Here is a 22,358-nt window from a genome sequence, read left to right as displayed (position 1 = left end):
CCAGTCTACGGCCGGGCGGAGACAATCCCGTCAGGCCCCTTCCGCCCGCACCAGGGCCGAAAGCGGAATCGAGGGATCCGCCAGTTTCTCGCGGTCCACCGGCGCCTTCGACCTGATCAGGGCCTGGATGTCCTCGGTGACGTCCCACACGTTCACGTTCATTCCGGCCAGCACCCGGCCGTCCGAGAGCCAGAAGGCGATGAACTCCCGCTTGCCCGCGTCCCCGCGGATCAGCACCTGGTCGTAGCCACCCGCCGGGGCGTACCCCGAGTACTCCAGACCCACGTCGTACTGGTCGGAGAAGAAGTACGGAACCCGGTCGTACGAGACCTCCTGCCCCAGCATCGCCCGCGCGGCGGCCGGCCCGCCGTTCAGTGCGTTCGCCCAGTGCTCCACCCGCAGCCGGGCCCCCAGCACCGGGTGGTGGGCGGCCGCCACGTCCCCGACCGCGTAGACGTCCGGGTCGGAGGTGCGCAGCGAGGCGTCCACCGCGATCCCGCCCCCGTGCTCCCGGTCCACCAGGGCCAGGCCCGAGGTCTCCGCCAGCGCGGTCCGCGGGGCGGCCCCGATCGCCGCGAGGACCGCGTGCGCCGGGTGCTCCTCCCCGTCGTCCGTACGGGCCGCCAGCACCATGCCGTCGTGCCCGACGATCTCCGTCAGGTGGGAGCCGAAGTGGAAGCGGACCCCGTGCTCGGTGTGCAGGTCGGCGAAGAGCCGGCCGACCTCCGGACCGAGCACCGCGTGCAGCGGGGTCGGTGCCGGTTCGATCACGGTGACCTCGGCCCCGTACCCGCGGGCCGCCGCCGCGACCTCCAGACCGATCCAGCCGGCGCCCGCGATCAGCAGGTGCCCGTTGTCGCGGCCCAGCCCCGCCAGGGCCTTGCGCAGCCGCTCCGCGTGCGAGAGCCGGCGCAGGTGGTGCACCCCGACCAGCTCGGTGCCCGGGATGTCGAGCCGGCGCGGTTCGGCGCCGGTGGCGAGCAGCAGTTTGTCGTAGGGCAGCGCCGTGCCGTCACCGAGCACCACCTTCTTGGCCTCCCGGTCGAGCTGGACCGCGGGCTGGCCGAGGTGCAGCTCGATGTCGGAGGCCGCGTACCAGGACGCCTCGTGCACGAAGACGCTCTCGCGCTCCTCCTTGCCCGCCAGGTACCCCTTGGAGAGCGGCGGCCGCTCGTAGGGATGCTCGCGCTCGTCGCCGATCAGGATCACCCGCCCCGTGAACCCCTCGGACCTCAGCGTTTCGGCCGCCTTAGCCCCGGCGAGCCCTGCGCCGACGATGACGAACGTCCGGTGTGCGTCGACCACCTGATGCCTCCTCATAACCTCTGCGCCACATGCGACCACATGCGAGCGTCCCGCAACGAGCCTGCCGCGTGAAGGGGGAGTGGCCCGATCGGCTCACCGTTCGGCGCGTCGCGCGCGCTGCGTGAGGCGGGCGTGCAGGGAGCGGGCGGAGGCGTCCGTGAGGGCCGCGATCTGGTCCACGACCGCCCGCTTCCTGGTCCGGTCGTCCGGGGCAGCGTCGAAGATCGCGCGGAACTGCGGGTCCAGACCCTCGGGCGCGCGGGCGCTGACGGCCTCCGCCAGCTCGGCCAGGACGATCCGCTGATCGGCTCGGATCCGCTCCTGCTCGTCGCGCTGTATGACGTACAGGTCGGCGACCGCCTTCAGTACCGCGCACTCGTTGCGTGCCTCGCGCGGCACCACCAGCTCCGCCGCGTACCGGGTCAGCCGGCCGGTCCCGTAGGCCTGTCGGGTGGCGCCCTCGGCGGCCAGGCAGAACCGGCCGATCAGCTGGCTGGTCGCGTCCTTCAGCCGGGCCTGGGCCACCGCCGAGCCGTCGTACCCGTGCGGCCACCAGTCCTGCTCCATCAACCGGTCCAGCGCCTCGCGGAGTTCCTCCGGTGCGGTGTCGGCGGGCACGTACCGGCCGATGGCCACCCGCCAGATCTCGGCGCGCTCGGGTTCGGCGAAGAGCATGTTCGGGTCGAGGTGGCCGGCGTGCAGGCCGTCTTCGAAATCGTGGACGGAGTACGCCACGTCGTCGGACCAGTCCATGACCTGCGCCTCGAAGCACTTGCGGTCCGCGGGCGCACCGCGGCGCAGCCACTCGAAGACCGGCAGGTCGTCCTCGTAGGCGCCGAACTTCACCGAGCCCGGGTCGGTGGGGTGGTCCCCGCGCGCCCAGGGGTACTTGGTGGCGGCGTCCAGGCAGGCCCGGGTGAGATTGAGGCCGACGCTGACCAGCTCGCCGCTCACCGGATCGGGGACGAACCGCTTGGGCTCCAGCCGGGTCAGCAGGCGCAGCGACTGGGCGTTGCCCTCGAAACCGCCGCAGTCCTTGGCGAACTCGTTGAGCGCCTCCTCGCCGTTGTGGCCGAAGGGCGGGTGCCCCATGTCGTGCGACAGGCAGGCGGCTTCGACCAGATCGGGATCGCAGCCGAGGGCCGCGCCGAGCTCGCGCCCGACCTGGGCGCATTCGAGGGAGTGCGTCAGCCGCGTACGAGGACTGGCGTCCCAGTCGTACGAACGCGTCCCCGGGGTCACCACCTGCGTCTTCCCGGCGAGCCGGCGCAGGGCCGCGGAGTGCAGCACGCGGGCGCGGTCGCGCTGGAAGGCGGTCCGCCCGGGCCGTTTGTCGGGCTCGGCGGCCCAGCGCTCGGTATCGGCGGGATCGTACGGCTCGCCGGGCAGGTCGAGGGCGGGTCGGACAGGTGCGGTGGTGCCTTCCATGCCTTCCATGGCCCAAACGGTAACCGCCCGGGCCGACAAGACGAGTCAAGAGGAGCAATCCGATCGATTGCCGCCCAACCCGGTCGCTACACGGTGGCCAGTTCGAGCGGCTGCTCCCGGCCTACGGGCGCCGCGAGCGCGGCGGCGGCCTCGTCGTAGCGCTGGAGCACCAGCCGGGCCAGCGCCGGATGGTCGCCCAGCGGGGCGGCGGCCGGGCCCGGGGCGGCGGCGGCGCTCGCGGCGGCGAAGCGGCCCGGGGCGGTGAAATAGGAGGCGACCGCGACCCGGTGGAGACCCCGCGCGGCCAGGGCCCGTACGGCGGCGGGCACCGAGGGCGCGGTGCCCGAGGCGTAGGCGGCCACCACGGGCACCCCGCCGAGCCGTTCCGAGAGCAGGTCGGCGCCGGCCCGCACATCGGCGGCGGAGTCGGGGTCGCGGGACCCGGCGGCGGCCAGCACCACCGCCGACCCGGCGCTCCAGCCGGCCTCCACGAGCCGCTCGTACAGGGCCTCGACGAGCAGCGGATGCGGGCCCAGCGGGGCGGCGACCCGGGTCCGCAGATGCCCGGCGCGGGCGGCGGCGGCCGGCAGGTCCCGCTTGACGTGGGTGCCGCGGCCGAGCAGCAGCGGCACCAGGACGGCGTCGCCGGAGGTCCGGTCGAGGGTGTGGTCCAGCAGGGGGTGGTTCAGCTCGATGTGACCGAGCCGGACGTCGAGGCGGGGCCGGAGCTCACGAACCCGTTCGAGCAGGGCTTCGACGGTGTGGAGGGCGCGCGGATCGCGGCTGCCGTGGGCCACGGCGACGAGGGCGGGCTGCTGCATGGGAGGACTCCTGCGTGGTGTCGGGGACGCAGACCGCTGAGCTGCGTACCGAGCTGGGCGGTGATCCGGGTCAGCAGCTCCGCCGTGGTCGCGGGCGGAAGCGGGGGGAGGAACGGCGGGGGCTGGTGTGGGGGGAGGGAGAGGGGCTGGGGCAGGGACTCGGAAGGATGCGCCGGCTCCGTCATGAACCGATCCTGCGCGCGGCAGGTTGCCGGTGCGTTGCGCGGGCGTGACGGGTGTTTGCGACCTGCTCACAGGGGGGTGGACGGCGGGGGTGGGGTCGCGGCGTGCTTCGCTGTGCGCGTGGCACGGGGGCATGGGCGCCGGGATGTGCGCGGGCGCCGGGACGTGTGGGGTGCGGGGATGCGTGGGGGACACATGAGTGGGTTCTTCCTGTGGGCGGTCCGCGGATGCGCGTGGCTGTCCGGCGGCGCGGCCGCCGTCTGCTGCGTGCTGTCGCTCGGTGCCTGGGGGACGGGCGACCTGCTCGGCCGGGTCGCCCTCTGGGGCGGGGTGGCGGCCGGCGCCGCCGTCGTGCGGACGGCCCTGGTGACGGCCCTGGACGCGCGGGAGGCCCGGGCGCGGGCGCTGGACGCGTGGGGGGGGGAGAGAGAGAGAGAGACGGGCCGGAAGCCCCGGCTCCGGCCCGGAACGGCCGGACCCGGCTCCGGGGATCTCTGGGTGCGCACACGGGAGGCGGCGGTCTGGCTGCTCACCGCCCTGATGTCCGCGGCGCTGCTCGTCGCGCTGTTCCAGCAGCACCACCGTGAGGCGGAGCCCGAACTGCGGCGGGCCGGCGCGGAGGTGGCGACCGCCGTGGTCGCGGGCGAGCCGACGGGAGTGCACGCGCACACGAGCGAGGGCCGGGTCCTGGGGTGGACAGCCCGGCTGGAACTGACCGTTCCGGGAGCGGGAGCGGGAGCGGGAGCCGGAGCCCGAGCCGGAGCGGGGGCGCAGCGGGTGCGGGCATCGGCCTACACCTACCGGGAGCCCAAGGCGGGAGACCGCGTACAGCTGCTGTGGGCGCCCTCGGAGCCCGCCCTGGAGGGGCGGGTCGACGAGCGCAAGGACCTGCGGTCCGTGACCGGGCCGGCCTCCTGGGACGCGTTCCCGCAGGCGGACGAGGCGCGCAAGGCGAGCCTCCTGGCCGCGTTCCTCACACTGTTCCTGCTGGTGGCCGGGCTGGGCGGCACGGCGATGACGGACACGGACGGGCTGAGGGCCCTCCCGTGGTCCGGACGGGCCCAGCTCTGCTGGACCGGCTCGCTGCTGCTCGCCTTCGCCCTGCACCTGCCCGCCCTGTACGGGCACCCGCACCCGGTGGGGGGCGCGGTGGCGTGGGTCTCCTTCCTGCTGCCGGCGCTGGGCCGGGGAGCGGCGTACGCCGTGGTGCGGTCCCTGTCGTGAGGCCCGGGGCAGGGGCCACCGGGCAACCGCCGGGACCGTACCCGCGTCCGTAGACGACAGGACCGGCAACAGCAGGACCACCGGCACCACCAGCAAGGGGATCGCATTGAGGCGCGCAGCACTACGAGGTCTGCCGGGGGCGGCGTGGGAGCGGCTGAGGGCCGTACGGATCACCGTGCCCCGGACCGTGCGCGCCCGGCGGCGGGCCGTGCGGGTGGTGATGGCGGGCTGCGTGCTGGCGCTGCTGCCCTCGGCGTGGACGCACGCGTCCGCCGGGCCCCGGCTGCGGACCACCGCCGACGCGCCCGCCGCCGAGGTGGCCGTGGTGTTCGGCGCCGGGCTCTGGAAGGGACGGCCCACCCCGTACCTCGCGCGCCGCCTCGACGCCGCCGTCGAGCTCTACCGCGCGGGGAAGGTCAAGGTCGTCCTGGTCACCGGCGACAACAGCCGTACCGACTACGACGAGCCCGACGCGATGCGCGCCTACCTGACGGGCCACGGGGTGCCCGACGCCCGTGTCGTCAGCGACTACGCCGGTTTCGACTCGTGGGACTCCTGCGTCCGGGCCCGGGAGGTCTTCGGCGTGCACCGGGCGGTGCTGATCAGCCAGGGCTTCCACATCCGCCGGGCCGTCGCGCTGTGCCGGGCGGCGGGCGTGGACTCGTACGGGGTCGGGGTGTCCGACGTGCACGACGCGACCTGGTACTACGGCGGGGCCCGGGAGGTCTTCGCGGCGGGCAAGGCGGCACTGGACGCGGTCTTCGAGCCGGAGCCGCGCTTCCTGGGTCCGAAGGAGGAGGGGGTGTCGCGGGCGCTGGCCTCTCTGGCAGACTGACGCCGCGATCGGCGTATGCCGATTAGTCATATACCGATCTGTCTCGTGCGTCAGGGGTGTGGAACCGTGGCTGTTGTGGATCTGAGCGGCAAGGTCGTCGTCGTCACCGGTGGGGCCCGCGGCCTCGGCGCGGCGGCGGCACAGGCCGTCGTGGACGGCGGCGGCAAGGTGCTGATCACCGACGTCCTGGAGACCGAGGGCGCCGAAACGGCGGCCAAGCTCGGCGACGCGGCGCGCTTCCTGCGCCACGACGTGACCAGCGAATCCGACTGGGACGCGGCCCTCGCCTTCGCGGTCGCCGAATTCGGCCGGATCGACGGACTGGTCAACAACGCGGGCATCGCCACCGGCCAGTTCCTGGAGCACGAGAGCGTCGAGCACTTCCGCAAGGTCGTCGAGATCAACCTGGTCGGCGTCTTCATCGGCATCAAGGCCGCGATCCCGCTGATGCGGGAGAACGGCGGCGGCTCCATCGTCAACATCTCCTCCGCCGCCGGCCTCACCGGCCTCGCCCTGACCGCCGGCTACGGAGCCTCCAAGTGGGGCGTGCGCGGACTGTCGAAGATCGGCGCGGTCGAGCTCGCGGAGTCCCGGATCCGCGTCAACTCCGTCCACCCCGGCATGACGCTCACCCCGATGACGGCCCCGGTCGGCATCCAGGCGGGCGAGGGCAACTACCCCGGCGCCCCCCTCGGCCGCGTCGGCCTCCCCGAAGAGATCGCCGCCGCCGTCGCCTTCCTCCTCTCGGACGCCGCGGGCTACATGACCGGCGCCGAACTCGCGGTCGACGGCGGCTGGACGGCGGGCCTCACGGTGAAGTACCTGACGGGCCAGTGACCCGGCGGCGGTGAACCCGGCCCCGGCGGCCCGGAGGGCATGGGGGGTGCCCGCCGCGGATCGTGTACGTGGAGATCCTCGACCGCCCCCCCGCCGCGCAGGGCCTCACCGGGGCCGGCGGGCGGCGCTGAGGCGGAGCATCCCGGCTTGTAACGCGGGGCGGCGGTCCGCGTAACACCTCCGTCGCACGCTGGGCTCCATGCACACCTCGGATTCCGTCACCGCCACGCACTGCCCGTACTGCGCGCTGCAGTGCGGCATGAACCTGCGCCCCGAGCCCGGCGGCGCGGGCGTGACGGTGGAGGAGCGGACCGACTTCCCCGTGAACCGGGGCGCGCTGTGCGGCAAGGGCCGCACCGCCCCCGCCGTGCTCTCCTCCCGGGTGCGCCTCACCGAGCCTCTCGTCCGCACCCACGCAGGGCGGCTGGAGCCGGCCACCTGGGAGGAGGCCCTGGACGCCGTCGCCGAGGGCCTCGCCCGCACGCGGCGGTCGCACGGGGCCGACGCGGTCGGGGTGTTCGGCGGCGGCGGGCTGACCAACGAGAAGGCGTACGCCCTCGGGAAGTTCGCCCGCATCGCCCTGGGGACCTCGCAGATCGACTACAACGGCCGGTTCTGCATGTCCTCGGCCGCCGCCGCGCACCAGCGGGCCTTCGGGCTCGACCGGGGGCTGCCCTTCCCGCTGGAGGACATCCCCCGGACCGGCTGCGTCATCCTCGTCGGCTCCAACCCCGCCGACACCATGCCGCCCGCACTCCGCTTCTTCCGGGAACTCCGCGAGAACGGCGGCACGCTGATCGTGGTGGACCCGCGCCGCACGCGCACCGCCGAACAGGCCGACCTGCACCTGGCCCCGCGCCCCGGCACGGACCTGGCGCTGGCGCTCGGCCTGCTGCACCTGGTGGTGGCGGGCGGGCACACCGACGAGGAGTTCATCGCCGGGCGCACCACGGGCTGGGAGGAGGCCCGGGCCGGCGCGATGGCGCACTGGCCGGAGCTGGTGGAGCGGATCACCGGCGTGCCCGTCCCCAAGCTCCGCGAAGCGGTGGCGATGTTCTGCGCCCCGGACTCCGCGATGGTGCTCACCGCACGCGGCCCCGAGCAGCAGTCCAAGGGCACCGACACGGTCGGAGCCTGGATCAACCTCTGCCTCGCCACCGGCCGGGCCGGCCGCCCGCTCTCCGGCTACGGGTGCCTCACCGGCCAGGGCAACGGCCAGGGCGGCCGCGAGCACGGCCAGAAGGCCGACCAGCTCCCCGGCTACCGCAAGCTGACCGACCCGGCGGCCCGCGCCCACGTCGCCGGGGTCTGGGGCATCGACCCCGACACCCTCCCCGGACCGGGCCGCAGCGCGTACGAACTCCTCGACGCGCTCGGCTCCGACGTCAAGGCCCTCCTCCTGATGGGCTCCAACCCTGTGGTCTCGGCCCCCCGCGCCGCCCACGTCGAGGAGCGCATCCGCTCCCTGGACTTCCTGGCCGTGGCCGACGTGGTCCTGTCCGAGACGGCGGCCCTGGCCGACGTGGTCCTCCCGGTCACCCAGTGGGCGGAGGAGACCGGCACCACCACCAACCTGGAGGGCCGCGTCCTGCTCCGCCGCCGGGCCCTGACCCCGCCGCCCGGGGTCCGCTCCGACCTGGAGGTCCTGCACGGGCTGGCCACCCGCCTCGGCATGCCGAAGGCCTTCCCGACCGACGCCGAGGAGGTCTTCGAGGAGCTGCGCCGCGCCTCGGCGGGCGGCCCGGCGGACTACTCGGGCATCACCTACGCCCGCATCGAGGCGGAGCAGGGCGTCTTCTGGCCGTGCCCCGCCCCCTCACGGACGGCAGAGACCGGCCCCGCCGCCGCACCGGAACCCCACCCCGGCACCCCGCGCCTCTTCCTGGACCGCTTCGCCACCGAGGACGGCCGGGCCCGCTTCGTGCCCGTCTCCCACCGCGACGCCGCCGAGATGCCGGACGCGGAGTACCCGCTCGTCCTCACCACCGGCCGGGTCGTCGCCCAGTACCAGTCGGGCGCGCAGACCCGCCGGGTGGACGAGCTCAACGAAGCCGCCCCCGGCCCCTTCGTGGAACTCCACCCCCGCCTCGCGGCCCGCATCGGCGCGGTCGACGGAGCCCCCCTCGCGGTCACCTCCCGCCGCGGCCGCGCGGTCGCCCCGGCCCGGATCACGGACACCATCCGGGCGGACACCGTCTTCATGCCCTTCCACTGGCCGGGCGAGGGCCGCGCGAACACCCTGACCAACCCGGCGCTCGACCCGGTGTCCCGGATGCCGGAGTTCAAGGTCTGCGCGGTCCGCGTCGAGCCGGCCTAGCGGTTCTCCGGAGCCCCGGCGAAGGTCGGCGCCACCGCCGCGGCCAGCCGCCGGGCGTACTCCTCCTCCGAACCGGAGAGCTGCGGGTACTCGGCCGTGAAGTGATCCCACTCGCCGCCGACGTTCCCGTACGCGACGATGTCCCCCAGGGTCACCCCCGGGTTGGGCAGCGGCTGTTCGGGCGCCAGCCGGAACACCTGGTCCAGCAGCTCGTACGGCAAGGCGAACGCCTCGGCCAGCAGGACCGCGTCGTAGAGGTCCTTCCCCTGCGGGTAGGAGTCGCTCACCAGCCACAGCAGCTTCCATGCCAGGGACAGGGCGGGTGACGCGGCCAGGACCACGGCGCCGCAGCCGAGTTCGACCGGCTCGGGCTCCTCGGGCAGTCGCTCGTTGAACACGAAGTCGAGCTGGACCTGGCCGGCCGGCAGCCCCGGTACCTGCCAGGGCAGCATCATCCGCATCCCCGGCACCCGTTCGTACGTCCAGATGCCCTCGCAGACCGCGCCCGAGTCCTTGATCCCGGCCCGGCCGGCCGCACCCGCGGCGATCTCCTCCAGCATCCGCGCCGTCCGGCCGTCGTCGATGTTCCAGCTCCGCGGTACGACCACGAAGTCCAGGTCTCCCGGTTCCCGCGCCGCGTCCCCGAACCAGTCGGCGAGCAGCACGCTCCCGCGCAGCACCAGCGAGTCCCCCCACCGGGACTCCGACACCGCCAGGAGTACGGCGTCCAGCGCGGCCCGCCGTGCCGTCCGCCAGGCGGCGGTGCGCTCCGGGGCGTCGAAGACCGGGTCTCCGGCCCGGTACGCGTTCTGGAACTGCTTCAGCGACGGGTCGAAGACCGACCGCTGGCGGACGTCGTCCCCGGCCACCGCCCGCAGCGTCCTGGGCAGGTCACGCTCCCTGCGCGTCTCCTCGTCCAGCGGCCCCTTGGGCAGCTCCTCGGACTGCCATCCGAACTTCTCCCACGTCATCGGACGTCCCCTCCTCGATCCACCCGTCGTCCACCGACAGGTCGCTGTCGTACAGCACGAACTCCCGCTCCTCCGAGCGGATTTCATACCCGGCCCCGGCCAACGCGGCGACCAGCGCGTCGCAAGCAGCCCCCGCCCCCGTCGCCGTGCCCCGGCACCGCTGGGTCACGAAACGTTCCTGCCGGGCCCCCGGCAGGACCCGGCGGGCGTTCCAGGACACGTGCGCCGCGTGCGGGACCACCAAGGCCTCCAGAGCGGCCCGGTCCCAGTCGGCCGGGAGCCGCAGTTTCACGTGATGCTCGAAGTACCCGCCGCCCGGCCCCGGGGGCTCCGTGGTCCACGGGACCGTCTCCACCTTGACCCGGACCGGGTCGAAGCCGGCCGCGCGCAGCCGGGGCACCAAGACCTCGTGCCCGTCCCGGTCGGGCAGCGTCAGCATCGGCTGCGAGGTCATCCGGCCCCGGGCCAGCACGATGTGGGTCACCTTCAACTCCCTTTCCGCCGACCATGATTCGAGTCGTGCCAGTTCCGCGGGGTGCGGGCAGCGGACGGTGATGTGGGATTCGTACTCGGGCATGGCAGCGATCATCTCGGACATGCGTCCGATCCGCATCGGGGTTCTGGTCCGGGGGTAACCATGGGTCACGCGCCGGACCCAGAAAGTGGTCGCACGCCCCTCGTGGCAGAGATGTGTCGTACCCCACACTGAGGTGCGGTGCACCCGTCCTCGGAGCCCTGTGGAGGTCGCCCCCGTGCAGACCCAGAGCCTGACCGTCACCGTCAGCCCGCCCGCCGAAGTGCCCGCGGCCGAAGAGCCCGAGCCCGAGGCCGAGGCCGACGCCGTGCACGAGGAGGAGGCCGAAGAGGCCGAAGAGGCCGAGGAGTTGGGGGTCCCGGAACTCATGGAGAAGGTGCCCCCGCCGCGCAAGCGCCCGGCGGAAGGCTCCGGCGGAGCGGGACCGTCCGCCGACCTGTTCCGGCAGTACCTGCGCGAGATAGGCAGGATCCCGCTGCTCAGCGCCGTCGAGGAGGTCGAGCTCGCGCGGCGCGTGGAAGCGGGACTGTTCGCGGAGGAGAAGCTCGGCAGCGGAGCCACCCTCGACCTGCAGCTCACGCTCGACCTGGACAAGCTCGTCGTCATGGGCCGCATGGCCAAACGCCGCCTCATCGAGTCGAACCTGAGGCTCGTCGTCTCCGTCGCCAAGCGCTACGTCGGCCGCGGACTCACCATGCTCGACCTGGTCCAGGAGGGGAACCTCGGACTGATCCGCGCCGTCGAGAAGTTCGACTACGCCCGCGGCTACAAGTTCTCCACCTACGCCACCTGGTGGATCCGCCAGGCCATGTCCCGGGCGCTGGCCGACCAGGCCCGGACCATCCGCGTCCCCGTCCACGTCGTCGAACTGATCAACCGCGTCGTGCGCGTCCAGCGCCGCATGCTCCAGGAGCGGGGGTACGAACCCACCGCCGAGGAGGTCGCCGTCCACCTCGAGCTGACCCCCGAGCGGGTGCTGGAGGTCCTGCGCCTCGCACAGGAGCCGGTCTCGCTGCACGCACCCGTGGGCGAGGAGGACGATGTCGCGCTCGGCGACCTCATCGAGGACGGGGACGCCGCCTCACCGGTCGAATCGGCCGCGTTCTTCCTGCTCCGCGAGCACCTGGAAGCGGTGCTCTCGACCCTCGGCGAGCGGGAGCGCAAAGTCGTCCAGCTCCGCTACGGACTCGCCGACGGGCGGCCGCGCACCCTGGAGGAGATCGGGCGGATCTTCGGGGTGACCCGGGAGCGGATCCGGCAGATCGAGTCCAAGACCCTCAACAAGCTCCGCGACCACGCCTTCGCGGACCAGCTGCGCGGATATCTGGACTGAGCGCGCACGCGGGCGGGTACGGAAAAGGGGCGCCCCGCAGGGCGCCCCTCCCGGTACCGGCCGTGCTAGTCGACCTCGGCCACCGCCTGCGCGAACTGCGCCGCGTACAGCCGCGCGTACGCGCCGTCCGAGAGCAGCAGCTCCTCGTGCGTGCCCTGTTCCACGATCGAGCCGCTCTCCATCACCAGGATCAGGTCGGCGTCGCGGATCGTGGACAGGCGGTGCGCGATCACGAAGGACGTACGGCCGTGCGCGAGGCGCGCCATCGCCTTCTGGATCAGCACCTCGGTGCGGGTGTCCACCGAGCTCGTCGCCTCGTCGAGCACCAGGATCACCGGGTCGGACAGGAACGCCCGCGCGATGGTGATCAGCTGCTTCTCGCCCGCGCTGACGCCGGCGCCCTCGTCGTCCAGCACCGTGTCGTAGCCCTCGGGCAGGGTGCGGACGAACCGGTCGGCGTGGGCCGCCCGCGCGGCCTCCTCGACCTCGGCGCGCGTGACCTCGCGCGTGGCCCCGTAGGCGATGTTCTCGGCGATGGTGCCGCCGAACAGCCAGGTGTCCTGGAGCACCATGCCGATGCCGCTGCGCAGTTCCTCGCGGGTCATCTTCGCGATGTCCACCCCGTCGAGGGCGATCTCCCCGCCCGTGACCTCGTAGAACCGCATCAGCAGGTTGACCAGCGTGGTCTTGCCGGCGCCGGTCGGGCCGACGATCGCGACCGTCTGTCCGGGGTCGACGCTCAGCGAGAGGTTCTCGATCAGCGGCTTGTCCGGCTCGTAGCGGAAGGCGACCTTGTCGAAGGTGACCTGCCCGCGCAGGTTCTCCGGACGCTCCGGAACCTCCGCGTCCGCCTCCTGCTCGGGGGCGTCCAGCAGCTCGTAGACCCGCTCCGCGGAGGCGACGCCGGACTGCACCAGGTTCGCCATGGAGGCGACCTGCGTGAGCGGCATCGAGAACTGGCGCGTGTACTGGATGAAGGCCTGGACGTCACCGATCGACAGGGTGCCCGAGGCCACCCGCAGACCGCCGACGACCGCGACGAGCACGTAGTTGATGTTCGAGATGAACAGCATCACCGGCTGCATGATCCCGCTGACCAGCTGCGCCTTGAAGGAGGCCCGGTACAGCGCCTCGTTCTGCTCGGCGAACAGGGCCGCCGACTCCTTCTGCCGGCCGAAGACCTTGACCAGGGTGTGGCCCGAGTACATCTCCTCGACGTGCGCGTTCAGTGCGCCCGTGGACTTCCACTGCGCCACGAACTGAGGCTGCGACTTCTTGCCGATCTTCGCGGCCACGTACGCGGACACCGGGATGGTCACCAGCGCGACGAGCGCCAGCAGCGGCGAGATCCAGAACATCATCGCCAGCACGCCGACGATCGTCAGGATCGAGTTGAGCAGCTGACCCATCGTCTGCTGGATCGTCTGGCCGATGTTGTCGATGTCGTTCGTGGCCCGGCTGAGCACCTCGCCGCGCTTCTGCTGGTCGAAGTACGACAGCGGCAGCCGCGACAGCTTCGCCTGCAGCTCCTCGCGCATCCGGTACACGGTGCCGTTCATGATGTGGTTCGACAGCCGGGTGGCGACCAGCATCAGCAGGCCGGCGACCGTGAAGACGGCCAGCGCCCACAGCGCCACCACCCCGACCGCACCGAAGTCGATGCCCTTGCCCGGGGTGAAGTCGGTGCCGGACAGCATGTCCGCCATCCCGCCCTCGCCCCTGGCGCGCAGACCGTCCAGCGCCTGCTGCTTGGTGAGGCCCTCCTTCATGCTCCGGCCGACGATCCCCGCGAACACGAGGTCGGTGGCCTCGCCGAGGATCTTGGGCCCGGTCACCGACGCGGCGACGCTGCCGACGACCGCGAGGATCATGCCCCACAGCTTGGCCCGGTCCCGCGCCAGCGCGCTCAGCAGCCGCTTGCCCGAGCCCTTGAAGTCCATGGACCGCGTCGTCGGCGGTCCCATCATCATCCGTCCTCCGGGCCCGCTCACGCCGCCTCCGCTTCCGTCAGCTGGGAGAGCACGATCTCCCGGTAGGTCTCATTGCCGGCCATCAGCTCGTGGTGGCGCCCCTCGCCCACCACCTGCCCCTCGTCGAGGACGATGATCCGGTCCGCGTCGCGGATCGTGGAGACCCGCTGGGCGACGATGACCACGGTCGCCTCCTCGGTCTCCCGGGCGAGCGCGGAGCGCAGCGCCGCGTCCGTGGCGTAGTCCAAGGCCGAGAAGGAGTCGTCGAACAGGTAGATCTCCGGGCGCTGTACGAGCGTGCGCGCGATCGCGAGCCGCTGGCGCTGGCCGCCGGAGACGTTGGTGCCGCCCTGGGCGATCGGCGCGTCGAGCCCGCCCTCCAGCTCGGACACGAAGCCCTTGGCCTGCGCGACGTCCAGCGCGTGCCAGAGCTCCTCGTCGGTGGCGTCGGGGCGCCCGTAGCGCAGGTTGCTGGCGACCGTCCCGGAGAAGAGGTACGGCTTCTGCGGCACCATGCCGACCGTCCTGGCGAGCAGGTCCGGGGCGAGGCGGCGTACGTCCTCGCCGTCGACGAGCACGTCGCCGCCGGTCGCGTCGAAGAGCCGGGGGATCAGCCCCAGCAGCGTGGACTTGCCGCTGCCGGTCGAGCCGATCACCGCGGTGGTCTCGCCGGCCCGGGCCACGAGGTCGACCCCGCGCAGCACGGGGGCCTCGGCGCCCGGGTAGCGGAAGTCGGCGCCGCGCAGTTCCAGACGGCCGTGGTGGAGCAGCTTGCGGACCGGGTCGGTGGGCGGGATCACGCTGGATTCGGTGTCCAGGACTTCCTGGACGCGCTCGGCGCAGACCTCGGCGCGCGGCACCATCATGAACATGAAGGTGGCCATCATCACGGACATGACGATCTGCATCAGGTAGGCGAGGAAGGCCGTCAGCTGGCCGATCTCCATGTCGCCGGAGTCGATGCGCATCGCGCCGAACCAGACGACGGCGACGCTGGAGATGTTCACGACCACGATCACGGTCGGGAACATCAGCGCGAGCAGCTTGCCGGCCGCCAGCGAGACGCCGGTGAGGTCGGCGTTGGCCTCGCGGAAGCGCTCCTTCTCGTAGTCGTCGCGGATGAAGGCGCGGATCACCCGGTTGCCGGTGATCTGCTCGCGCAGGACCCGGTTGACCGTGTCCAGACGCGTCTGCATCATGCGGAACAGCGGGCGGGTCTTCAGCACGATCGCGCCGACCGACAGGCCGAGGATCGGGACGACGGCGAGCAGGACGCCCGAGAGCTTCACGTCCAGCGAGAGCGCCATGAAGATGCCGCCGACGCACATGATCGGCGCGGAGACCATCAGGGTGAAGGTCATCAGCACGAGCATCTGGATCTGCTGCACGTCGTTCGTCGTACGGGTGATCAGCGACGGGGCGCCGAAGTGGCCGAGCTCACGCGCGGAGAAGCTCTGCACGCGGTCGAAGACGCCGGCCCGGACGTCCCGGCCGAAGGCCGCGGCGGTGCGGGCCCCGTAGTAGACGGCGCCGGCGTTGCAGACGAGCTGCACGAGCGAGACGCCGAGCATGAGGGCGCCGAAGCGCAGGATGTAGCCGGTGTCGCCGTTGACGACACCGTTGTCAATGATGTCGGCGTTCAGCGTGGGCAGGTAGAGGCTCGCGCTGGTCTGCAGCAGCTGCAGCAGGACCAGCACGGCGATCGGTTTCCGGTACGGGCCCAGGTGGGTCCGCAGAAGTCGTATGAGCACGCGCAGGCTCCGGTCGGCATGATCGAGGGGGTTCACTCCATCTTCTGCCAACGGGCGGCCGGAACCCACCGCTTTTCGTAAAGCCCGGTCAAAAGGAGTAGGCCGGGCGCGGGAGGGCGTAGGCCGGGGCGCGGCAGGGCGGCCGCCGCGCCGACGGCCGGTGCCGGGAGGACGATGGAGGAGGGGAAGTCTCGGGACGGATCAGCCGTGGAGGAACCATGACGGCAGCCACACGGGAGCAGATCCCCGTCCTCTTCGAGGGCAACGGTGCCGAACTGCGCGTGCTGGAGCTCGGCGGCGGTTTCTCCGTCGCCTTCGGGCGCTTCGACAAGGGCGTCGACATGACCCCGGCGTTCAAGGGCCTGCCCGACGACCTGTGTCCGTGCCCGCACTACGCCTACGTGATCAAGGGCCGGATCGCGATGCACACGAAAGGCGGGGACGAGGTCTACTCGGCCGGGGAAGCCTGCTACTGGGCGCCCGGGCACGCGCCGGAGGCTCTTGAAGACACCGAGTACCTCGACTTCTCGCCGACGGAGGAATTCCGGGCGGTCGTCGCACACGTGAAGGCGCAGCTGGGCTGACCCCGGCCGACGTCTAGAACGCCCCCGGGTGGATCTGGTCCCGGGTCGCGATGTACTGCTGGCGCGCGCCCTGCCAGGCCGGGTACTCCTCGTCCGGCTCGAACAGCTGCGCCGCGGGCGCCGGCCACACCGGCGGGGTCTTCGAGGCCGCGCCGCCCTGCGCCAGGCCGAGGGCCCACGCGGCCTGCCGGGCCGCGCCCAGGGCCGCGTAGTCCGCCGGCGCCGGGACGAGGACCTGCGTGCCGAACAGCCCCGGCGCGAAGGCCTGTACGGCCGGCAGCTCGGCGGCGGCGCCGAGCAGGAACACCCGGCGGATCTCCACCCCGCGGCTGCGCAGCACGTCGATGGCGTCCACCAGCCCGCAGAGCATGCCCTCGAAGGCGGCCCGCGCGAGGTGCTCCGGCTTCATGGAATCCCGGCGCAGCCCCGACAGGGTCCCGGCGGTGTGCGGCAGGTTCGGCGTCCGCTCACCCTCCAGGTACGGCAGGAGTACGAGTCCGTGCGCGCCCGGCGTCGACTTCAGCGCGAGCTCGCTCAGCCCCTCCAGATCGGTGCCGAGCAGTTCGGCGGTGCCGCGCAGGGCCCGTACGGCGTTCAGCGTGTTCACCACCGGCAGGTGCAGCCCGGTGGCGTCCGCGAGGGAGGTGATCAGCCCGCCCGGCTCCGACAGCGCCTCGTGGTGCACCGCCATCACCGATCCGGACGCGCCCAGCGAGACCACGGCGTCGCCGGGTCCCATGCCCAGCCCGAGCGCGGCCGCCATGGTCTCGCCGGTGCCGGCGGATATCAGCAGCCCCTCGGGCGTGGTCCCGGCGGCTTCGGCCGGGCCGAGCACCTCGGGGAGCAGCGCGCGGTGCCCCAGCGCGAGCTCGACCAGGTCGGGGCGGTAGGCGCCGGCGGCCGCCGACCAGTAGCCGGTGCCGGAGGCACCACCGCGGTCGGTGGTCCGCCGGGCCGGGCGGCCCAGCAGCTGCCACACCAGCCAGTCGTGCGGGGACATCAGCACGGCCACCCGCCGGGCCGCTTCCGGCTCGGTACGGGCCAGCCAGGCGAGCTTCGCGACGGGCTGCGCCGCATGGGGGACGGATCCGACGGCCTCGACCCAGGCCTGCCGGCCGCCGAAGGACTCGATCAGCTCGGCGGCGGCCGCCTGGCCGCGCTTGTCGTTGCCGATCAGGGCGGGACGCACGAGGCCGCCCTGCGCGTCCAGCGGCAGCACGCCGTGCTGCTGCGCCGAGACCCCGATGGCCTGCACCCCTTCGAGGAGCCCGCCGCCGGCGGCCTCGCCGAGCGAGAGCAGCCAGGCCTGTGGATCGGTCTCGTGCGGCACCGCCTCGCCGGTGGGCTGCGGATGAGGGGCGTACCCCTGGCGCAGCACGGCGCCCGTCTCGGTGTCACAGACGACGATGCGTGTGAACGTGGAAGAGCTGTCCAGCCCGGCGACTATCCCCATGCGGAGAATTCTGCCGCACGCGGGGACGGGCTCGACCGTCCCGGAGCGCCCGGAACGGGCCCCGTCCCATATGTGGAACCCCGAGGGGTCCGCTGGCGGGGACCCCGGCGCGGGGTCCCCGCCAGAGGACCCCGCGCCGGACCGAACCCGTTCAGGTGTTGCTGGTGCCCCAGTCGTCCTCGCCCGCGCCGTTGCCACCGACCCGTGCCCGCAGGCCCCGTACCCGCCCGGAGAGGGAGTCGGGCACCGCGTCGCCCACCTTCTCGCTCACCGCGGCGAAGGCCTTGCCGGCGAACTCCCGGCCGCTCTGACCTGCGCTCTCGGCGGCGTTTCGGACGGCCGGGTTCTGCGCGAACCCGCGCGCGGACTTCTTCAACTGTTCATACCGCTCGCGTCCGGCCCGGGTCCCGAGCACGTACCCGAGGGCCAGCCCGACCGCGAACGTGACCTTGTACCGCATGCCTGTCACCCTTCGTCGTGTGGTGCCCGGCCCGCTGGCGATACCGATTGGCGGAGCACCCCCCTGCTTGCGCTAATCTATGACTCGCAACGGGCGCTCGCCCCCTGGCCAAGGCCAGAGGTGGGCTGTTCGGTGCAACGCAGCAATCCCCTGTAGCTCAATTGGCAGAGCAGCCGACTGTTAATCGGCAGGTTACTGGTTCGAGTCCAGTCGGGGGAGCGCGGTCCCCTGTAGCTCAATTGGCAGAGCAGCCGACTGTTAATCGGCAGGTTACTGGTTCGAGTCCAGTCGGGGGAGCAAGAAGGAACGAGGACCCCAGGTGGGTCCTTTTTTCTTTTTCCTGCCCGCCACGCGCAACCGCGCAGGGCCCTGCGCGGTCTCTCTGGGCAGGCGAAGCCGATCATGCGAGGCATCCGAGGCAGGAGATCGTATGAGCGGCTATGCTGCGGCAGACGGCGCGCACACATGTACGCGCCACGCCGTGAAGGGGCGGTAGCTCAGCCGGTTAGAGCAGCGGACTCATAATCCGTCGGCCGTGGGTTCGAGTCCCACCCGCCCCACCACGCAGCTGGCTCGCAGAAACGTTGCGACCGGCAACCTTGGTGCCTCGCCCGAACTTCCTGGGTCGGGGCACCTTCTCGTTTCCGGCCGGTCCGGCGTCCCGGTTCTGCCGCGCCCTGTGGACCCGTATGGCCTCAGACGGTGCGGCTGTCGGGGGGTGATGGTGCCCGCGCGGCCGTCCGCCTTCGGAGCGGGCCGCCGCCACTGCCCTCGCATCCGCCGGCCGCCGCGATGAGGACGGCGATGACGATCGCGAGAGCGCGGCCGATCCCGCCCGCCCGTGCGAGAACTCCTTCGGCCTCTGCCGGTCCTCCAACACGTCGCACAACGCGGCCGCCTTGGCGGACGTGTTGCTGCCCTCGTGGCCGTGCGCGGCACGGAATGGCGTGAACCGTGCCGGCGGATCCGGAGCCCAGCGGTTTTTGTGGTGGCGGCGTGATGCCCGTCTCGGGGGATATGGGCGAGCGTTTTCCGGAGATGTCTCGGAGCGGACCAGTTCTCCTCCAAAAAGGCGGATTCTTTCCTGCCCGTCGGCGCCCGGTCGGCCTCGGAGCTCCGGACGGACCGCCCGTGCCTCCCGGCCGGGAGGCCGCCAGGGCCTTGTGCGGCGGGTCGTGACGGCTGGTCCGGTGCGTGGGGGCGTGCCCGGCGGGCCCGTGTCGGCGGTGGTGGGGGGCTCCGTGCTCGCGTGGTGAAGGGCGTCGGGGGAGAAGGCCTTTCGGGGGAATTGCGGCCGGGCGCGCTGATCGGAATCTGCCTTGCTTCGCGCGTTCGGGGCCCCCTAGCCTCTGGGGCGACTCGAAAGTGATGGTTCTCCGCACGGCCATCTGGATGCAATGACGCAAACACGGTCACGAAGTGAACGGGCTCAAGGGGGACAATTCCAGATGTACGGGGGATTCGTATGGAGCCCGCTCGCACCCTGACCGCCGATGCCGCCGGGGAGGTGGCGGCGCCGCCACCGCTGTGGACCAAGAACTTCCGGCTGTACTTCACCGCCCGCCTGGTCTCGCTCCTCGGTGACGCCATGCTGCCGGTGGCGCTCATGTACGGCGTCGTGCAGCTCGGCTACGGGGCCTCCGGGGTGGGCTTCGTCCTGGCCGCGCAGATGCTGCCGTTCGCCGTGCTCATCCTGTTCGGCGGGGTGCTCGCCGACCGGTTCACGCCCCGCCGCATGATGATCGGCGCGGATGCCGCGCGGTGCTGCCTGCAGATCGCCGCCGCTACCGCGTTCGCCTCCGGGAACGCCCCGCTCTGGCTGCTGCTCCTCCTCGCGGCGGGCAGCGGTACCGCGTCCGCCGCGTTCCAGCCGGGTGTCGCCAGCATGGTTCCCCAGGTGGCGAAGGACCTTCAGCGGGCCAACGCCACCATCCGCGTCGCCGAGGCCATCGCCTCGATGGCCGGGCCGACCGTCGCCGCCCTCCTGGTCGCGGTGTTCGACGTGGCCCTGGTGCTCGCCGTCGACGCGGCGACCTTCGCCGCCAGCGGCCTCTGTCTCCTGCTGCTGCGGCTCGCCCCCACTCCCGCCCCGGACCGCAAGACGTCGACCTGGCGCAACCTCCTCGAAGGCTGGCACGAGTTCCGCTCCCGCACCTGGCTCTGGGTCGTCATCCTGGCCTGGGCCGTCAACGGCATCACGACCTTCGGCCCGCTGCGCCCCCTCACCACGCTCCTGGTCGCGAGCGAGCACGGGGCGACCGGCCTCGGCCTGGTCTGGACGGCGTTCGGGGCGGGCAACGTCCTGGGCGGTCTGGTCGGCATGCGGCTGCGCCCCCGGAGGCCGCTGGTCGCCGGAGCGGTCGCGATGTTCGCCTGGGTGCTCCTCCCCCTGTCCAACGCCGTCGGGCTTCCCCTGTGGTCGACGTGCGCGTGCTTCGTGGTCGGCGGCGCCGCCTGGGCGTTCTGGAGCGTCATGTGGGCCACGAGCGTCCAGTCCCAGGTCCCGTCGGCGGTGCTGAACCGGGTCTACGCCTACGACGTCGCCGGCTCCCTCATCGCCTTCCCCGCGGGCCAGGCCCTGGCCGGCCCGGTCGCCGGACTCATCGGCGCGCGCACGCTGTTGTACGTGTCCACCCTGGTCGCCGTCGTGACCTTCGCGGTGCTGCTCTCGGTCCCGGCGGTCCGCTCCCTGCGGCGGGCGGAGCCGCCCGCGTGAGGGGGAGCGGCGGCCTGGGACGGGCGTCGCCCTGGCGTCGTGGTGGTGGAGCTCCATGACGAGCGCCTCCCGGGTGGGGAAGTGCCGGTAGAGCGTCCCGATACCCACGGCCGCCCGCCCGCTCGCTTGGTGATGGCGGTCAGGGAGGTGCCACCGCCGTCGTCCGTGCCCGGGGGGCCTCGCGGGCGGCGGTCAGGATCCTGTCCCGTTTTCCAGGGTGTCCGTCCGGGACGCTCCGCGGGGCCGCGGGGGCGGGCCGGCCCCGGCTCGGTGCTGCCACCTCCGGTCCGCCGGCCCTCCGCTCAGGCGGCCCTGCGCTCAGGAGGCCTCCGTTTCGTCCGCCAGGTGGCGCAGGACGTCCTTCAGGTCGCCGCGGCGGGCGAAGGCCGTGCGCTGGCGGTGGGCGCCCGAGCCGTCGCGCAGGAGGCCGGCCATGGTCCTCGCCGCGTGGTCGAGGTCGCCGGACGCGGCCAGTTCGGGGGCCACCAGGTCGAGCAGGGCCTCCGCCAGGTCCGCCGCCGGGAGCTCGACGCCCGTGTACGGGTCCAGGCCGAAGCCCTCCAGGCCGTCGTGGGCCGCCCGCCAGCGCGCGAGGCGCAGTACGTCCTCCCGTACGGGTGGATCGGGCCGTTGCTCGGCGATCTCGCGCAGGGCCGTCGCGACGAGGGCGCGGGCCAGTTCGGCCTGGAGGATGGCCGAGTCGATGTCCGGTGACATGTCGGGGGCCCGCAGTTCGAGCGTCGGCCAGTTCCCCGAGGGCCGGAGGTCCCAATAGACCATCTTGGTGTCCAGGGCGGCCCCGGAGCCGAGCAGGGTCTGCACCGAGCGCCGGAAGTGGGCCGTCGAGTCGAAGTGCGGGGGCAGGCCCGCCGAGGGCCAGCCCGCCCAGGCCATCGCCCGCCAGCTGGCGTGGCCGGTGTCGCGGCCGCCCCAGAAGGGCGAGTTGGCCGCCAGTGCGATCAGCGTGGGCAGCCAGGGCCGGACCCGGTTGGAGACGGCCACCGCCGTGTCCACGTCGAGGGTGCCGATGTGGATGTGCCGGCCGCAGCTGACCAGGGTGTCGGTGAGCGCGCCGAACCGCCGGGCCTGCTCGCGCTGGCGCGGCTCGTCGTCCGTCAGGTGGAGCGGGCCCTCCAGGGCGACCACCGGCGAGGGCGCGGCCAGCAGCCGGCAGCCGTGGGCGCGGGCGGCCCGCGCGAGGGTGCGCCGCAGGCCGGCGAGCTCGCTCCGCAGCATCGCGGCCGAGTCGGCGACGGGGGTGGAGATCTCCACCTGGTAGCGGGTGCCTTCGGGGTGCAGTTCGTGGGGGAGCCCCGCGGCGGTGGACAGGACGAGCGGGGCGGCCGGGACCACCCGCAGGGTGCGGGCGTCGACGAGGAGGAACTCCTCCTCGACGCCCAGGGTGAGGGGGAAGACCGGATCGGTCGCGGTCGCGCGGGGTGCTCCGGTCTTCGTGGTGCCGGTGCTCTTGGTGCCGGTGCTCGTGGTGCTGGTGCCAGGTTCGATCACTGCGCCTCCCTGGACATACGAGTCTTTTCATCATGAGCTGAACTTCAGGCGAGGAGCGCACGTCTATTCGGTCAAATGTCCGGTGATAGTGGCGAGTTACCGGCAAGGAATGCGCCGCGGCGGGGC

The 22,358-nt window shown here is 72.8% G+C and carries 16 protein-coding genes, 3 tRNA genes and 1 pseudogene; 10 read left to right on the top strand and 10 right to left on the bottom strand.

What is annotated here, in order from left to right; all coding sequences use genetic code 11:
- Nucleotides 1–30 precede the first annotated feature (30 nt).
- From ACFYYB_RS09825 to ACFYYB_RS09815, 3 genes and pseudogenes are all read right to left on the bottom strand, one after another.
- A complete protein-coding gene (locus ACFYYB_RS09825; RefSeq protein WP_389434357.1) occupies nt 31–1,305 on the bottom strand; it encodes an NAD(P)/FAD-dependent oxidoreductase in 1,275 nt (424 codons plus the stop codon).
- Nucleotides 1,306–1,398: 93 nt separating this feature from the next.
- On the bottom strand, nt 1,399–2,742 hold the full coding sequence (locus tag ACFYYB_RS09820) for a deoxyguanosinetriphosphate triphosphohydrolase (RefSeq protein WP_389434356.1): 1,344 nt from the start codon (nt 2,740–2,742) through the stop codon (nt 1,399–1,401).
- Between the two features lie 77 nt (nt 2,743–2,819).
- Nucleotides 2,820–3,739, bottom strand: a pseudogene (locus ACFYYB_RS09815) (sirohydrochlorin chelatase).
- A 193-nt stretch (nt 3,740–3,932) separates the two neighbouring features.
- On the opposite strand from ACFYYB_RS09815, the gene ACFYYB_RS09810 reads away from it, so the two are divergent.
- The 4 genes from ACFYYB_RS09810 (at nt 3,933) to ACFYYB_RS09795 (ending at nt 8,950) form a co-directional block, all read left to right on the top strand.
- The gene (locus tag ACFYYB_RS09810) at nt 3,933–4,961 is read left to right on the top strand and encodes a hypothetical protein (protein WP_389434355.1); all 1,029 of its coding nucleotides are present in this window, start codon (nt 3,933–3,935) and stop codon (nt 4,959–4,961) included.
- 100 nt (nt 4,962–5,061) lie between these two features.
- Nucleotides 5,062–5,796 (top strand): vancomycin high temperature exclusion protein, encoded by a 735-nt coding sequence (locus ACFYYB_RS09805; RefSeq protein WP_389434980.1) that lies wholly within the window; start codon nt 5,062–5,064, stop codon nt 5,794–5,796.
- Between the two features lie 15 nt (nt 5,797–5,811).
- A complete protein-coding gene (locus ACFYYB_RS09800; protein WP_389434353.1) occupies nt 5,812–6,633 on the top strand; it encodes a glucose 1-dehydrogenase in 822 nt (273 codons plus the stop codon).
- Between the two features lie 199 nt (nt 6,634–6,832).
- Nucleotides 6,833–8,950, top strand: coding sequence for a molybdopterin oxidoreductase family protein (locus ACFYYB_RS09795; protein WP_389434351.1), 2,118 nt, complete (start codon nt 6,833–6,835; stop codon nt 8,948–8,950).
- Here the strand turns inward: ACFYYB_RS09795 and ACFYYB_RS09790 are convergent.
- Together ACFYYB_RS09790 and ACFYYB_RS09785 are read right to left on the bottom strand one after the other, a co-directional pair.
- Nucleotides 8,947–9,921 (bottom strand): nucleotidyl transferase AbiEii/AbiGii toxin family protein, encoded by a 975-nt coding sequence (locus ACFYYB_RS09790; protein ID WP_389434349.1) that lies wholly within the window; start codon nt 9,919–9,921, stop codon nt 8,947–8,949. The genes ACFYYB_RS09795 and ACFYYB_RS09790 overlap by 4 nt on opposite strands.
- Nucleotides 9,842–10,498 (bottom strand): hypothetical protein, encoded by a 657-nt coding sequence (locus ACFYYB_RS09785; protein ID WP_389434347.1) that lies wholly within the window; start codon nt 10,496–10,498, stop codon nt 9,842–9,844. The genes ACFYYB_RS09790 and ACFYYB_RS09785 overlap by 80 nt, the downstream gene beginning before the upstream one ends.
- 175 nt (nt 10,499–10,673) lie before the next feature.
- On the opposite strand from ACFYYB_RS09785, the gene ACFYYB_RS09780 reads away from it, so the two are divergent.
- On the top strand, nt 10,674–11,789 hold the full coding sequence (locus tag ACFYYB_RS09780) for an RNA polymerase sigma factor (protein ID WP_389434346.1): 1,116 nt from the start codon (nt 10,674–10,676) through the stop codon (nt 11,787–11,789).
- Nucleotides 11,790–11,854: 65 nt separating this feature from the next.
- Here the strand turns inward: ACFYYB_RS09780 and ACFYYB_RS09775 are convergent, their stop codons facing one another.
- Entirely contained in the window at nt 11,855–13,780 is a 1,926-nt protein-coding gene (locus tag ACFYYB_RS09775) for an ABC transporter ATP-binding protein (RefSeq protein ID WP_389434344.1), read from the bottom strand.
- Nucleotides 13,777–15,510 (bottom strand): ABC transporter ATP-binding protein, encoded by a 1,734-nt coding sequence (locus ACFYYB_RS09770; RefSeq protein WP_389434343.1) that lies wholly within the window; start codon nt 15,508–15,510, stop codon nt 13,777–13,779. Before ACFYYB_RS09770 ends, ACFYYB_RS09775 begins: the two co-directional genes overlap by 4 nt.
- A gap of 218 nt (nt 15,511–15,728) precedes the next feature.
- Between ACFYYB_RS09770 and ACFYYB_RS09765 the strand changes: the two genes are divergently transcribed.
- Nucleotides 15,729–16,094, top strand: coding sequence for a hypothetical protein (locus ACFYYB_RS09765; RefSeq protein WP_389434342.1), 366 nt, complete (start codon nt 15,729–15,731; stop codon nt 16,092–16,094).
- 13 nt (nt 16,095–16,107) lie between these two features.
- Here ACFYYB_RS09765 and ACFYYB_RS09760 read toward each other — a convergent pair whose 3' ends face one another.
- The gene (locus ACFYYB_RS09760; protein ID WP_389434341.1) at nt 16,108–17,547 is read right to left on the bottom strand and encodes an FGGY family carbohydrate kinase; all 1,440 of its coding nucleotides are present in this window, start codon (nt 17,545–17,547) and stop codon (nt 16,108–16,110) included.
- Nucleotides 17,548–17,698: 151 nt separating this feature from the next.
- Nucleotides 17,699–18,007: a YtxH domain-containing protein gene (locus ACFYYB_RS09755; protein ID WP_389434339.1), complete on the bottom strand. Its 309-nt coding sequence runs from the start codon at nt 18,005–18,007 to the stop codon at nt 17,699–17,701.
- Between the two features lie 146 nt (nt 18,008–18,153).
- Between ACFYYB_RS09755 and ACFYYB_RS09750 the strand changes: the two genes are divergently transcribed.
- The 4 genes from ACFYYB_RS09750 to ACFYYB_RS09735 all read left to right on the top strand — a co-directional run bounded on the left by ACFYYB_RS09750 (nt 18,154) and on the right by ACFYYB_RS09735 (nt 20,723).
- Nucleotides 18,154–18,226: transfer RNA gene (locus ACFYYB_RS09750), tRNA-Asn, on the top strand.
- A gap of 5 nt (nt 18,227–18,231) precedes the next feature.
- Nucleotides 18,232–18,304, top strand: a tRNA-Asn gene (locus ACFYYB_RS09745).
- 189 nt (nt 18,305–18,493) lie between these two features.
- Nucleotides 18,494–18,570, top strand: a tRNA-Ile gene (locus tag ACFYYB_RS09740).
- A gap of 902 nt (nt 18,571–19,472) precedes the next feature.
- Nucleotides 19,473–20,723: an MFS transporter gene (locus ACFYYB_RS09735; RefSeq protein ID WP_389434338.1), complete on the top strand. Its 1,251-nt coding sequence runs from the start codon at nt 19,473–19,475 to the stop codon at nt 20,721–20,723.
- Between the two features lie 318 nt (nt 20,724–21,041).
- Here the strand turns inward: ACFYYB_RS09735 and ACFYYB_RS09730 are convergent, their stop codons facing one another.
- Nucleotides 21,042–22,232 carry a glutamate--cysteine ligase gene (locus ACFYYB_RS09730; RefSeq protein ID WP_389434337.1) on the bottom strand — a complete coding sequence of 397 codons (1,191 nt, stop codon included), beginning with the start codon at nt 22,230–22,232 and terminating at the stop codon, nt 21,042–21,044.
- Nucleotides 22,233–22,358: the final 126 nt, after the last annotated feature.

The sequence above is a fragment of the Streptomyces sp. NPDC002886 genome, assembly GCF_042888445.1.
In the GTDB taxonomy this organism is placed as follows: domain Bacteria; phylum Actinomycetota; class Actinomycetes; order Streptomycetales; family Streptomycetaceae; genus Streptomyces.
Note: the sequence above shows the minus strand (reverse complement) of the source record. Positions and strands in the feature narration are given on the sequence as shown.

Excerpts from the sequence above, each read along its gene's own strand:
- ACFYYB_RS09820 (WP_389434356.1), bottom strand. The coding sequence starts at position 2,742 with ATGGAAGGCATGGAAGGCACCACCGCACCTGTCCGACCCGCCCTCGAC.
- ACFYYB_RS09810 (WP_389434355.1), top strand. The coding sequence starts at position 3,933 with ATGAGTGGGTTCTTCCTGTGGGCGGTCCGCGGATGCGCGTGGCTGTCC.
- ACFYYB_RS09800 (WP_389434353.1), top strand. The coding sequence starts at position 5,812 with ATGCCGATTAGTCATATACCGATCTGTCTCGTGCGTCAGGGGTGTGGA.
- ACFYYB_RS09795 (WP_389434351.1), top strand. The coding sequence starts at position 6,833 with ATGCACACCTCGGATTCCGTCACCGCCACGCACTGCCCGTACTGCGCG.
- ACFYYB_RS09790 (WP_389434349.1), bottom strand. The coding sequence starts at position 9,921 with ATGACGTGGGAGAAGTTCGGATGGCAGTCCGAGGAGCTGCCCAAGGGG.
- ACFYYB_RS09785 (WP_389434347.1), bottom strand. The coding sequence starts at position 10,498 with ATGCCCGAGTACGAATCCCACATCACCGTCCGCTGCCCGCACCCCGCG.
- ACFYYB_RS09765 (WP_389434342.1), top strand. The coding sequence starts at position 15,729 with ATGACGGCAGCCACACGGGAGCAGATCCCCGTCCTCTTCGAGGGCAAC.
- ACFYYB_RS09760 (WP_389434341.1), bottom strand. The coding sequence starts at position 17,547 with ATGGGGATAGTCGCCGGGCTGGACAGCTCTTCCACGTTCACACGCATC.
- ACFYYB_RS09755 (WP_389434339.1), bottom strand. The coding sequence starts at position 18,007 with ATGCGGTACAAGGTCACGTTCGCGGTCGGGCTGGCCCTCGGGTACGTG.
- ACFYYB_RS09735 (WP_389434338.1), top strand. The coding sequence starts at position 19,473 with ATGGAGCCCGCTCGCACCCTGACCGCCGATGCCGCCGGGGAGGTGGCG.